The following is a 12,627-nucleotide window of genomic DNA, read 5'->3' as shown; positions in this document are numbered from 1 at the left end:
ACTTCTATTTTAATTTTTTTACAAATAAATAATAAATAAAAACGAAATGAAAAATCAAAAAGTAGCGCTGATTACTGGCGCAAATCGTGGTATCGGCTTTGAAACTGCCAGACAATTAGGTCAAAAAGATGTAGCGGTAATCATCGCCGCACGCCAATTGAGTGATGCTGTAGAAGCGGCAGCAATATTAACAGCGGAAGGCATTACAGCAACCGGAATCGAGCTGGATATTACCAATGCTTCAGATAGACAAAAAGCCGTAAGCTTTATTGAAGAAACATATGGCAAGCTGGATATCCTCATCAATAACGCAGGTATTGCACCAAAAGAGACGATTGCCGGAAGTAAATCGGTAGCCACCCCGCCCGAAGAATTTGAGGAATTATTCAATGTCAATTTTTTCAGCGTAATCTACCTGACCAATGACCTTTTACCGCTGATCAAAAAGAGTGAAGCCGGCCGCATTGTCAACCTTTCCAGCATTTTGGCATCACTTACCGTGCACTCATTGCCCGACAGCCCGATAGCAACCTGGAGAAAGCTTTCTTACAACGCCTCTAAAACAGCATTGAACGCTTTTACAGTCCATTTTGCCGATGAGTTAAAAGGAACCGCTATCAAGGTGAATTCAGCCTCTCCGGGTTGGGTGAAAACGAACATTGGTGGGTTCGATGAAGCCCCGATGACTGTGGAAGAAGGTGCCAAAACGAGTGTTGACTTAGCATTGATCGGCGAAGATGGCCCTAATGGCCGCTTCATCCACCTTGGTGAAGATGTCGCCTGGTAGTTAATGCAGGTTCAGGTAACTATTATACAATTAATAATAATATAAATTATCATGGAAGACATGCAGGTAGTATTTGATAAGCAAAAAGCTTATTTCAAATCAGATTTAACAAAAAGCTACAAATGGCGAATGGATCAGCTTGACCGGATGGAAAAATTGCTGAGGGATAATTATGAAGAGTTTTGCGCAGCACTTGGTAAGGATTTTAAAACAGCCCGTTTCGAGCAGGTTTTTGAGATTGACGCGGCCATTGGAGGTATTTTATACATGCGTGAACAATTAGAAGGCTGGATGAAACCAGAACCTTTGGAAATTCCGGCTTTCTTAAACGCTGCCGGTAGCAAAGGACAGGTTTACCGTGATCCTTATGGCGTCGTGCTTATCATAGGCCCATACAACGGCCCGCTCGTATTGTTGGTTCACCCAGCTTTAACCGCTCTTTCTGCCGGCAACCCGGTTATGTTGAAGGTGAGTACAGCAGTTCCTCATACCAGCCAGTTGTTTTTGGATCTGATCCCACAATATTTCGAGCCTGAGGCAGTAAGTGTAATGACAGGTAACCGTGAAGTGATCACTGATTTGCTGAAATTACCTTTTGACTTTATCTTTTTCACCGGCAGCGTAGCCACAGGTAAAGTTATTATGCGCGCTGCCGCAGAAAACCTTACCCCGGTAGTCTTGGAATTGGGCGGGCAAAATCCTGCCATCGTTGATCAGACTGCCAGTATTCCTGAAGCTGCACGTAAAATCATTTGGGGTGCAACAGCCTGGGGCGGCCAATGGTGTACCTCTCCGAACTACGCGTATGTTCACGAATCGGTTGCCGATGAATTTATCAAAGAGGCCAAACTGGCCATTAAAGAGATGTACGGCGACGACCCGCAAAATAACCCGGATTATTCCTGCATCGTTAATCCTAAAGAAGTTACCCGTTTAGCCGGACTGCTGGATCAGAATAAAGTTGTTGCAGGTGGTGATTACAATGCAGAAGAGCGTTATTTCGCACCAACGATCATGTACCCCGTTGAATGGACTGATAAAGTGATGGAAGACGAGATCTTCGGCCCTTTACTTGCTGTTTTAAGATATTCAAACTTGAAGGATGCGGTTTCAGAGATCAAAAAAAGACCAAGTTCTTTGGCTGGTTATATTTTCAGCAAGGATCAACAGACAATTGATTACCTGATCAACACCCTGTCATTTGGCGGTGGGGTGGTTAACCACACCAACCTGCATCTGTTTATGGAAACGTTTCCCTTTGGCGGAATCGGCTCATCCGGCATGGGTAATTATTTTGGTAAAGCCGGTTATAATTCATTAACCCATGAAAAAGCTATTCTGCAGATTCCAGATGATATGGTGATCGACCATATTTACGCACCATATAATGAGGAGAAAATTAAAGATTCCCAGGAAAAATGGAGCCAGTATTAAGCTTAAAGGTTAGCTTTTTTTAATATAGATTGATAGCTGTGGCGGCACTCCAACGTTCTGCCGCAGCTTTTTGCTGCATAAAAATCCGATGACCGTTTGTTCAATTATGATTGTTCCATATAATGTTGTTAAAAAATGACCATTCGTTCATTTTGTCATTTACTGGTCAGGTTTGTAAATAAAATATAAAAATGAACGATTGGTCATTACTTTTGATGCGTCAATAACAACAGAAATATTGATCAACAGAAATTAAAATTTAACAGATAAAAAAATGAACTCTTACACACATTTAACAGTTCCAACACAGTTTGTTGATGCTAAAGGTACCATATTTGCCTATCGTCGTTTTGGAAAGACTGGTGGCCTTCCCTTAGTATTCTTACAACACTTTACCGGAACCCTTGATAACTGGGATCCTGCCGTTACAGATGGTTTAGCAGAAGAACGCGAAGTAATTATATTTGATAATGCTGGTATTGCCAGCTCAGGCGGCGAAGTTGCTCCTACCATTAAAGGTATTGCCGCAACAGCAGTTCAGTTCATCAAAGCCTTAGGCCTGGAGAAAATTGACATCTTAGGTTTCTCAATGGGCAGCTTTGTTGCACAACAGATCACTTTGGAAAACCCTGAATTAGTTAACCGTTTGATCATTGTTGGTTCAGGCCCGAGGGGCGGTGAAGATCTGGCGACTTTCTCGCCGGAAGTTTGGGCAATGTTCTCTAAAGAATACGCACAGCCTGATGAATTACTTTTAGATACCTTCTTTAGTCCGACTGAAACCAGCCAGGCTGCCGGTCATTTATTCCTTGATCGTATCAGGTCGCGTTCAGTTGACCGTGATATCAGCATCAATGATAAAGTGATCCCCGCACAGCTTGCCGCCATCACCGAATGGGGAACTAAATCTGAAGGTTCTTTTGAATACCTGAAAAGTATCAAACAACCTGTTTTGGTTGTAAATGGCAAGAATGACGTGTTGTTCCCAACCGTGAATTCTTACATTCTCCAACAGAATTTAGATAACGCCAAGCTGATCCTCTACCCGGATTCGAACCATGGCGCATTATTCCAATACGCTGATGATTTTGTTAAACAAGCAAACAGTTTCCTTAACGAAGTAATATAATCAGCATTCTATAAAAGTGCGGAACCAGTGGGGAGATTAGTGGGAATGCGTTCCGCACTTTACTAAATAACATCATCATAAACGGTCGGAGGAGTAATCAGAAGGCCACAAATCAAATAATAAAACAAATGAAATCTAATATCTTAGAAACACTGACATTAGCCGTAGTTGCTATTGCTTTGACCGCTGCGGGTTCAGCTTATGCTGCCGCAAAAACTACTAAACCGGTAACAGAAGTTAATGCTACCAATGTAAAAACGCAATACGTAAATGTAAACGGTGTTAAGTTCGCTTACCGTCGTTTCGGTAACAAGGTTGGTTTACCACTATTATTTACCAGCTACCTTACCGGTACTATGGATAACGTGGATCCCGCAGTTTTGGATAGGCTCGCTAAAGACCGTGAAGTGATCATATTTGACAATGCCGGTGTTGCCGGTTCAGAAGGAAAAACGCCGGATAATATTGCCGATATGGCTAAAGATGCTGCTGCTTTTATTCATGCAATCGGCTTACAAAAAATCGACCTTTTAGGATTTTCTATTGGTGGCATGGTTGCCCAGCAATTAACCCTTGACCATCCTGAACTGATCAGGCGTTTGATCCTGATCGGAACCGGCCCGCGCGGCGGCGAAGGTATGCAAGACTACACTCCTCAGGTTTGGGCCTTCTTCAAAAAGACCTATGCACAACCTGATGAACTGTTATTGGATACTTTCTTTGTTCCTACAGAAACAAGCCAGAAAGCCGGTAAAGCATATCTTACCCGTATCAGGGCCAGGATCGGAAAAGACCCTCAAATTTCTGACAAAGTTGTACCCGCGCAGTTGAGCGCCATATTTGCTTGGGGTAAAAAACAAGAGAACAGCTATGCATACTTGAAAGAGATCAAACAACCCGTACTTGTCGTGTCAGGTGATCAGGATGTTATTATACCGCCTGTAAATTCCTTCATCCTTGAACAGAATTTGCCGAACGCGTCGCTGATCATATTCCCGGATTCAAATCATGGTGTACAATATCAGTATACTAAGGAATTTGTCGCCCAGGCAACGATGTTCCTTGACGCCGTAAAATAATTAAACACTCAATAATTAAACACTCAATAATTAAACACTCAATAATTAAACACTCAATAAATAAAATCATGAAAAAAGTAATTTTAAATATGCTGCTGCTGATAGGTGTAGCCGTATTTATCTCCGCCTGTTCAAAAGATAATAATAACGAAATAGCGCCTGCAAAAACCTATGTACTTGTACATGGCGCATGGCAGGCTCCTTATGCCTGGCTAAATGTAAAAGCTGATCTGGAAAGATCGGGTAACAAGGTGATCCTTGTTGAGCTGCCCGGCCACGGCGCTGACCAAACCGCACCGCAAAATCTGACCATAGATGTTTACCGTGAAAAAGTAATCAGTGCTATCAATAAGGTTGACGGTAAGGTTATACTGGTAGGTCATAGCCTTGCGGGTGTAGTTATCTCCGCTGTTGCGGAAAAGGTGCCTTCGAAAATTGAAAAACTGATCTATATCGGCGCATATCTTCCGGCTAATGGCCAATCGCTGCTTGATCTTGCAGGTACCGACGCCGCTTCTTTGTTGGGTAAATCATTAGTCCCCTCTGCTGACCAGTTAACGTTAGGTGTCGTTCAGGAAAGGATTACCGATATATTCATACAGGATGGTACCGCTGACCAGAAAGCACTTGTATTGCAGAACTACCGTGTCGAACCGGCCATCCCATTTACAAATAAGGTAGTATTAACCGATGCAAATTTCGGCGCAGTTCCCAAGTATTATATCAAAACACTTAAAGATCAGGCGATCAGCCCGGAACTTCAAAACAGAATGATAGCCGCCGCCGGTTTAAAATCAGTTTACAGTATCAACACCGGCCACTCTCCGTTTATATCTAAACCGGATTCCGTTGCTATACTGCTAAGCAATATCGCACGATAAATAAAAATGGTGGGCAGATAGCGCAAATTCGATTTAACTGCCTGCCGTTTTAATAAATCATTACAATGAAAACATTAAAAGCAGGGGATAAGCTTCCCGAAATTTCCTTACAGGATCAGAACGGTAATGTATTTAATATTCGTGATTACCTCGGCAATAAAAAACTGGTTGTTTACTTTTATCCAAAAGATCAAAGCGATGTTTGTACCAAAGAGGCCTGTGCATTCAGGGATTCCTTTGAAGCATTTACAGATTCAGGTGCAATTGTAGTTGGGATCAATTCCGGTACCGTTGCGAGCCACCGTAAATTTGCACAAAAGAATAATCTGCCTTTTTTGTTGCTGAGCGATCCGGGAAATAAAATTCTGAAGTCATTTGGAATCAAACCCTGGTTATTTCTAACCGGCAGGGAAACATTCGTTATCGGTACAGATGGTAAAATCGAATTTTCGTACCGTGCATTTTTAAATGGTGATGCTCACCCGGAAAAAGTGCTGGAGTTTCTTCAAAAATAATTTACTTTAAAAAAGCACCCCAGCCAATAGGAACCGGTCGGGGTGCTTTTTTTAGATAGCAGGGCAAGCATCAATGATCAGGATGCCTTTAAGTCCGTTACAAGTGCAGACTTTATGAATATTCATAAATACGCCCGAAAGTTCATTGTAAACCTTCCTGAATGGACAAACCTCTACCGCTTGTCTCGGATATTGCTGGTCATCGCGGGTGGTTATAAATCCCGGTACCTCGGTTTCAAAAAAATCCTCTGAATAACCAAGGTCATGCAGCGCGATGATCGTTGCTGTAAAATCCTTATTCAATATTTTTTGCCCTGCCTTTTTCATCATCATGGTGATTTTACCTATTCACACCCAGGATTTTATTTGAGGTATTTTCTTAATTCCGCAGCTGCCTGAACAAAAAGTGCTCTTGTTTGGGGTATTTCAGCAAGGCCGTTCAGCAATCCAAAGTCATGGATGACTCCATTATACCTTACCGTTGTCGCTTTTACACCTGCTTCTTCCAATTTTCGTCCGTAAGCTTCACCTTCGTCGCGAAGAACATCGTTTTCGGCAACCTGGATCAGTGCCGGTGGAAGTCCCTTTAATTGATCAACTGACGCCTGAAGCGGTGATGCGTAAATCTCCTTACGCTGTGCCAGGTCGGGTGTGTATTGGTCGTACATCCATTTGATCAGTGGGGTAGTCAGGAACCGATCAGCGCCGAATAATTTATAAGATTCCGTATCAAATCCTGCATCTACGATTGGCCACATCATGATTTGCAAACTGATCTTCGGGCCATTTTTTGCTTTTGCCATCAGACAGGTTACCGCGGTCATATTACCGCCAACGCTGTTTCCGACAACCGCCAGCTTTTTGCCGTCTGCATTGATCTCTGCACCGTGCTCTGCTACCCATTTAGTGGCTTCGTAAATTTCGTTTATGGCTACCGGGTAGTGCGCTTCTGGTGATGGTGTGTAATTCACGAAGACACCCTGACAGCCTGAAAGAACAACAAGGTCACGAACCATTCGTTTATGTGTAGGATAGTCACCCAGGATCCATCCGCCGCCGTGAATAAAAATAAAGACAGGTAAAACGCCTTTTGCTCCGGCTGGCCTAACGATGTTCAGTTTAATGGAATGTCCGTTAGCCTGGATCGTTTTTTCAGATTCTTCAATTCCTGAAAGATCTACCTTAACAGAATTCTGTGCATTAACCAGCACATTCCGGGCATCCTCTTTAGAAAGGCTTTCTACCGGAGGGCCGCCGCCGTTAACCAATTTTAAAAATGCCCTGACTTCCGGTGTCAGGTGCGGATCCGTTGCATAGTCTGTCTGTGCAAACGCGCTGTGTAATACTGCAATTGCCATAATTGTTAAAATTACTGATTTAAGTGATGGGGTCATTTTCTTATCATTTAATATGTGTGAATAGATGTTTCCCATTATTCAATAGATGTGCCATTGTATTAAGTGACTGTTATTCAATTGAATAGATATAATAATAACACTTTTTTAATAGCTCTATTTCGCTATTCAGCTTTCGGAATGCGACAGGCGGTGTTTGATACTGATCTACATTTTGTTTCCAGCGGGTGATTCAAACTAAAGATTAGCGGGCTTATAACTGTACAGGTACCGCGTTCAACTTTCCGGATGATAAGTTTAACGGTTAACGGGTGGAATAACTACACTATAAATAAAGGCGTATGCTCAAATAGCACTTGCAATATTCGGTTCGCCAGAAACTGTAATTCGACACTTCATATCGCTGTGGAATCGTCTCGTGGCGAATTAAAGCTATCATAAAATCCATAAAAAAACTGTAAATGCTTGTAAATAAAGTAGTTAAAAACTGGCATTTGTATTGAATTGCTAGGGCAACCACAATCGCTAACATTAAGTTCAATAAACAATGGAAAAAAAATTGACGACCGCGGCAGGTATTCCTTACGCCCATCATGAAGACTCGCAGAGTGTCGGGCAGCGGGGGCCTTTATTGCTGCAGGACTTCATCCTTCATGAAAAGCTGGCTCACTTTACAAGAGAGCGTATTCCTGAACGGGTGGTGCATGCCAAAGGATCCGGGGCTTACGGATCATTAACAATAACAAATGATATCAGCGCCTATACCAGGGCAAAGGTATTTAATGCCATCGGCAAGACCACGAAGCTCTTTATCAGGTTCTCCCTGGTCGCGGGTGAAAAGGGCAGCTCCGAAACCGAGCGTGATCCGCGCGGCTTTGCCATGAAGTTTTATACGGAAGATGGCAACTGGGATCTGGTAGGCAATAACACGCCGATCTTTTTTATTAAAGATGGTAAAAAGTTCCCCGACTTTATACACTCTGAAAAAAGAGATCCATATACCAATCTTAAAAGCCCGACCATGGCCTGGGACTTTTTTAGCCTGAACCCGGAATCGTTGCACCAGGTCATGTTTTTGATGAGCGACCGCGGCACTCCCTACGGCTATCGTCACATGCACGGTTTCGGTAGTCACACCTTCAGCCTGATCAACGCTAAAAATGAAAGAACCTGGGTGAAATTCCATTTCAAAACCCAGCAGGGCATCAAAAACTTCACCGATGCTGAAGCTGCCCTGGAGAAAAGTGTTGACCTTGATTTTGCGCAGCGTGACCTGTTAACTGCAATTGATCGAGGAGAGTTTCCAAAATGGGATATGAAAATTCAGGTGATGACCGAAGCGCAAGCCGAAACTTATGCCTTCAATCCATTTGACCTGACCAAAACCTGGAGCCATAAAGAATTTCCTTTAATAGATGTCGGCGTAGTAGAACTAAACGAAAATCCGAAGAATTACCATGCTGCGGTTGAACAATCTGCATTTGCCCCTGCGCATGTAGTAGACGGTATCGGTTATTCGCCCGACCGGGTATTACAGGCGCGGATCCTTTCCTACCCTGATGCACAGCGATACAGGCTTGGCGTTAATTACGAAGATATACCCGTTAACCGGTGTCCCTATATGGTCAACAATTACCAGCGTGACGGTCTCATGGTAACCGGTGATAACGGTGGCAGTGAACCGAATTACTTTCCAAATAGCTTCGACAATATCCAGCCTGATCCCGCCTACACTGAGCCTGCGCTACAGCTGAATTCCAATGTGGTGGACACTTTTGACCGAAATGCGCCGGGCGAGAATGATCATTATACGCAGCCCGGCATTTTCTTCAGGGAAACACTTAGTGATGAGCTGCGGCTCAGCCTCGTCGCCAACGTTGTAAAAGCCATGAAGGGAATCGAAGGCCCTAAAAAAATGGAAATTATCAACCGGCAGCTTTGCCACTTCTTCCGTGCCGATATCGGATTGGGAATGCAGGTGGCAAGGGGCCTCGAAGTAGATGTTTCCTTGTTTACCCAGCCGCATTGACCTGAATAAAATAATGGTTTCTGCCTAAAACAACTTAAACATGGAAGCGCAAAATTACCGTTGGAATGCCGCAAAGCGATCAAAAGTACGAGGAAGGCTCTTGATGAGGGAAATGATTAAGCAGATCCGCCTGGGGAACTTCCGCGATCGCCAGGAATTGGAGGCAAATCATGTTTTTTTGAGTCGACTGAAGTTGGCGGCGCTTAATATATTTCATCAGCTGTTGCAGGTTATCAATATCATTTACAATTAAATAAACCGGTATGGATTCGATCACAGTCATTTATTATATCACGCACGGCATTATGGTGTTTTGCGGTGCAGGGGTACTTTATGTTGCAATCGTTCCAGCCGGTAAACCGGTCATTCCGAAATGGCGACCATTTTTCCATCTGTATCGTACGAGAAAGCTGAAGGAAAACGCGGGCGAAAAGGCCGACAACGAAAATGTTATATCGTCAATATTTTCTGAAATGCTGATATATCGTGAATGATTTAATTTTATAAAAGTTTAAATACTTGATAAACAGGTAATTAATAATGGGCAGGGATTTGCTTTCAACGGTCATTGTTATGATTGACCGGTTGGGAGATAGCTGCCGGCCAATGGCCGTGTAAAAACTTTAACCCTCGCCGGTGGGCGCAGTACCGGTAATAAATATTAATCATTAACAACTTAAATTAGTTATGGAAACTACATTAGAACTTAACGCTTTAACCGTACCGACACAATTTATCGAAGCCAACGGCATTAAATATGCCTACCGCCGGTACGGCAAGGCTGGTGCGAAACCAATGGTGTTTACACAGCATTTCACTGGTACACTGGACAACTGGGATCCGGCCCTGATTGATGGTTTAGCCGTCGATCACGATGTCATTATCTTTGATAATGCCGGGGTAGCCAGCTCAGGTGGTGAAGTTGCGCAGACTATTAAAGGTATTGCTGCAACCGCGATAGCCTTTATCGATGCCCTCGAACTGAAAAATATTAATCTTTTCGGATTTTCCATGGGAAGCTTCGTCGCACAGACCATCACCCTTGAACGTCCTGAATTGGTTAACCGTTTGATCATTGTCGGTTCCGGTCCGAGAGGCGGTGAAGACCTAGCCACGTTTTCTCCGGAAGTCTGGGCCTTTTTCTCTAAGGAATATGAGAAGCCGGATATGTTGTTGCTAGACACTTTCTTTAGCCCGAGCGAATCCAGCCAGGCCGCCGGTCAGCGCTTTTTGGATCGCATCAGGGCACGTTCTGTTGACCGTGATATCAGCATCAATGACCAGGTAATTCCGAATCAGCTGGCTGCAATTACGGAATGGGGAACCAAAAGTGAAGGTTCGTACGAATACCTGAAAAGTATTAAATGCCCGGTACTTGTGGTAAACGGTAAGCAGGATCTGTTGTTTCCGACCATTAACTCTTATATCCTGCAACAGGAACTGCCTTATGCGAAACTGATCATCTATCCTGATTCTAATCACGGGTCACTTTACCAGTATACTGAAGAGTTCATCAAGCAGGTGAACATATTCCTGACCGAGGTTTATTACTATTAATTGTATCCGTATCCGCTGCTTTGCAAATGCGTGCCGCTGGCAGCGGGTATATTGATAAAAATTGAAATGGAAAGAAGAAATTTCCTCAAACAGGGATCGATAGCGGCAGCTGGGCTGGCGTTGTTAAACAGTGTTCCGGTAATTGCTGAGGCGGCAGTTGCACACCCTTACAATGCCTCCAACGTGCCGACTAAATATGTTGAAGCGAACGGGGTCAAATTTGCTTACCGCAGGTTGGGAAAAAAAGCAGGCCTGCCTTTGGTTTGTACCAATTACCTGACCGGCACCATGGATAACTGGGATCCGGCTGTGATCAATGCACTGGCTAAAGACCGCGAAGTGATCATTTTTGATAACAGGGGTGTATCCGGATCATCCGGAGAAACGCCGGACACGATTGCAGCTATGGCGAAAGATGCCGGGGCGTTTGTAGACGCGCTCGGCCTGAAGAAAATTGACCTGTGGGGTTTCTCTATAGGCGGCATGGTTGCCCAGCAGTTCACGCTCGACCGCCCGGAACTGATCCGCCGCCTGATCCTAGTTGGAACCGGGCCGAGGGGAGGAGAAGGCATGCAGGACTACTCATCGGAAGTGTGGGAGATGTTAAAAAAGAAGCATGATCAACCTGATGAGCTTTTGTTGGATACCTTCTTTATTCCCACGGAGGAAAGCCAGAAAGCAGGCTGGGCCTATCTCAAAAGGATCCGGGCAAGGACGGCGAAAGATCCGCTGCTCACCGAAAAGGTTGTTCCCGCACAGCTGGCTGCCATTTTCGGATGGGGAAAGATGTATGACAATAAGTTTGAATACCTGAAGGAGATCAAACAGCCTGTATTTATAGGCCATGGTGATCATGATGTTATCCTGCCCGTGGTCAATGCGTTCAATATGAAGATGCATATACCCAATGCGCAGCTGGTTATTTATCCAAATGCAAACCACAGCCCACAGAACCAGGAGCCTGAACTGTTCGTCAGACACATTACCCTGTTTCTGGATAGCGTGGTCTGAACATTTAACAACCGGTAAAAAAGGCATTGACGAAACACGTAGCGGGACACTTAAAATTTAAACATAAAGCTATAACATGAAAACTTCAAAGAGTACCATTCTGATCACAGGCGGCAGCGCGGGTATCGGTTTGGAGATCGCAAAACTATTCGACAGTAAAGACAACCGGGTAATTATTACGGGCCGGGATAAGAACCGGCTGATCGAAGCGGTTGCCCAGCTGAAGAACGGGGCCTATATCGTTTCTGATTCGAGCGTGGAAAATGATATTATTTCGCTGGCGGAAACCATAAATGCTGATTATCCCGAACTTGATATCCTCATTAATAATGCTGGCAGCGCTTTTGTTTATGACCTTTTCGGTGATGGGAATAACGCCGCAGACTTGGCCTGGACAGAAATGCTGACCAATTATTTCAGCATTGTCCGACTTACGGAACGATTGTTACCGCTGCTGAAGCAACAGCCCGAAGCTGCTATTGTTAACGTTTCTTCTGTCGTAGCCTTCGTTCCGGGTAAACGTCTGCCGGGATACGCAGCAAGTAAGGCGGCATTGCATTCCTACACCCAGTCGCTCCGTCTTGCCCTGGCCGAAAAAAGCGGCATTAAGGTATTTGAATTGATGCCCCCACTCGTCAACACGAATTTTTCTAAAGATATCGGCGGTGAAAGAGGTATGTCCCCTGAAGATGTGGCCACGGCGCTTTTGGAAGCGGTGGAAAACGACTGCTACGAGATCAGGGTAGGGCAAACCGAAAATCTTTATCAGCTCTATCTTTCGTCACCGGAAAAGGCACTTGCAGCGATGAATCCCACAAAATAATTCCTTAATAACTTAATTCCGAGAGAC

At 44.2% G+C, this 12,627-nt stretch carries 14 protein-coding genes; 12 read left to right on the top strand and 2 right to left on the bottom strand.

All coding sequences use genetic code 11. The features are described 5' to 3' along the window. Positions 1–46: 46 nt before the first annotated feature. The 6 genes from RG47T_RS10400 (at position 47) to RG47T_RS10375 (ending at position 5,825) form a co-directional block, all read left to right on the top strand. Positions 47–787 carry an SDR family oxidoreductase gene (locus RG47T_RS10400; protein WP_074489375.1) on the top strand — a complete coding sequence of 247 codons (741 nt, stop codon included), beginning with the start codon at positions 47–49 and terminating at the stop codon, positions 785–787. Positions 788–838: 51 nt separating this feature from the next. Then, positions 839–2,221 carry an aldehyde dehydrogenase family protein gene (locus tag RG47T_RS10395; protein ID WP_074489374.1) on the top strand — a complete coding sequence of 461 codons (1,383 nt, stop codon included), beginning with the start codon at positions 839–841 and terminating at the stop codon, positions 2,219–2,221. 274 nt (positions 2,222–2,495) lie between these two features. Then, positions 2,496–3,350 (top strand): alpha/beta fold hydrolase, encoded by an 855-nt coding sequence (locus tag RG47T_RS10390; protein ID WP_074489373.1) that lies wholly within the window; start codon positions 2,496–2,498, stop codon positions 3,348–3,350. 128 nt (positions 3,351–3,478) lie between these two features. After that, positions 3,479–4,429, top strand: a complete 951-nt coding sequence (locus RG47T_RS10385; protein ID WP_083627367.1) for an alpha/beta fold hydrolase — start codon at positions 3,479–3,481, stop codon at positions 4,427–4,429. Positions 4,430–4,497: 68 nt separating this feature from the next. After that, complete coding sequence (locus tag RG47T_RS10380) at positions 4,498–5,310, top strand: alpha/beta fold hydrolase (RefSeq protein WP_074489371.1); 813 nt, start codon at positions 4,498–4,500, stop codon at positions 5,308–5,310. A 65-nt stretch (positions 5,311–5,375) separates the two neighbouring features. Then, the gene (locus RG47T_RS10375; RefSeq protein ID WP_074489369.1) at positions 5,376–5,825 is read left to right on the top strand and encodes a peroxiredoxin; all 450 of its coding nucleotides are present in this window, start codon (positions 5,376–5,378) and stop codon (positions 5,823–5,825) included. A gap of 51 nt (positions 5,826–5,876) precedes the next feature. On the opposite strand, the gene RG47T_RS10370 is transcribed toward RG47T_RS10375, so the two are convergent. After that, positions 5,877–6,158, bottom strand: a complete 282-nt coding sequence (locus RG47T_RS10370; protein ID WP_139235676.1) for a hypothetical protein — start codon at positions 6,156–6,158, stop codon at positions 5,877–5,879. Between the two features lie 29 nt (positions 6,159–6,187). Beyond that, on the bottom strand, positions 6,188–7,258 hold the full coding sequence (locus tag RG47T_RS10365; protein ID WP_245770807.1) for an alpha/beta hydrolase: 1,071 nt from the start codon (positions 7,256–7,258) through the stop codon (positions 6,188–6,190). Positions 7,259–7,727: 469 nt separating this feature from the next. On the opposite strand from RG47T_RS10365, the gene RG47T_RS10360 reads away from it, so the two are divergent. The 6 genes from RG47T_RS10360 to RG47T_RS10335 all read left to right on the top strand — a co-directional run bounded on the left by RG47T_RS10360 (position 7,728) and on the right by RG47T_RS10335 (position 12,600). Continuing rightward, positions 7,728–9,209: a catalase gene (locus RG47T_RS10360; RefSeq protein ID WP_074489366.1), complete on the top strand. Its 1,482-nt coding sequence runs from the start codon at positions 7,728–7,730 to the stop codon at positions 9,207–9,209. Between the two features lie 40 nt (positions 9,210–9,249). After that, a complete protein-coding gene (locus tag RG47T_RS10355; RefSeq protein ID WP_074489364.1) occupies positions 9,250–9,462 on the top strand; it encodes a hypothetical protein in 213 nt (70 codons plus the stop codon). A 10-nt stretch (positions 9,463–9,472) separates the two neighbouring features. Further along, positions 9,473–9,703, top strand: coding sequence for a hypothetical protein (locus RG47T_RS10350; RefSeq protein WP_074489362.1), 231 nt, complete (start codon positions 9,473–9,475; stop codon positions 9,701–9,703). A gap of 193 nt (positions 9,704–9,896) precedes the next feature. Next, on the top strand, positions 9,897–10,766 hold the full coding sequence (locus RG47T_RS10345; RefSeq protein ID WP_074489360.1) for an alpha/beta fold hydrolase: 870 nt from the start codon (positions 9,897–9,899) through the stop codon (positions 10,764–10,766). Positions 10,767–10,832: 66 nt separating this feature from the next. After that, complete coding sequence (locus tag RG47T_RS10340) at positions 10,833–11,777, top strand: alpha/beta fold hydrolase (RefSeq protein WP_083627549.1); 945 nt, start codon at positions 10,833–10,835, stop codon at positions 11,775–11,777. A 76-nt stretch (positions 11,778–11,853) separates the two neighbouring features. Further along, the gene (locus RG47T_RS10335; RefSeq protein WP_074489358.1) at positions 11,854–12,600 is read left to right on the top strand and encodes an SDR family oxidoreductase; all 747 of its coding nucleotides are present in this window, start codon (positions 11,854–11,856) and stop codon (positions 12,598–12,600) included. Positions 12,601–12,627 lie beyond the last annotated feature (27 nt).

Origin of the sequence: Mucilaginibacter polytrichastri, from assembly GCF_001911425.1 — a bacterium.
In the GTDB taxonomy this organism is placed as follows: domain Bacteria; phylum Bacteroidota; class Bacteroidia; order Sphingobacteriales; family Sphingobacteriaceae; genus Mucilaginibacter; species Mucilaginibacter polytrichastri.
Note: the sequence above shows the minus strand (reverse complement) of the source record. Positions and strands in the feature narration are given on the sequence as shown.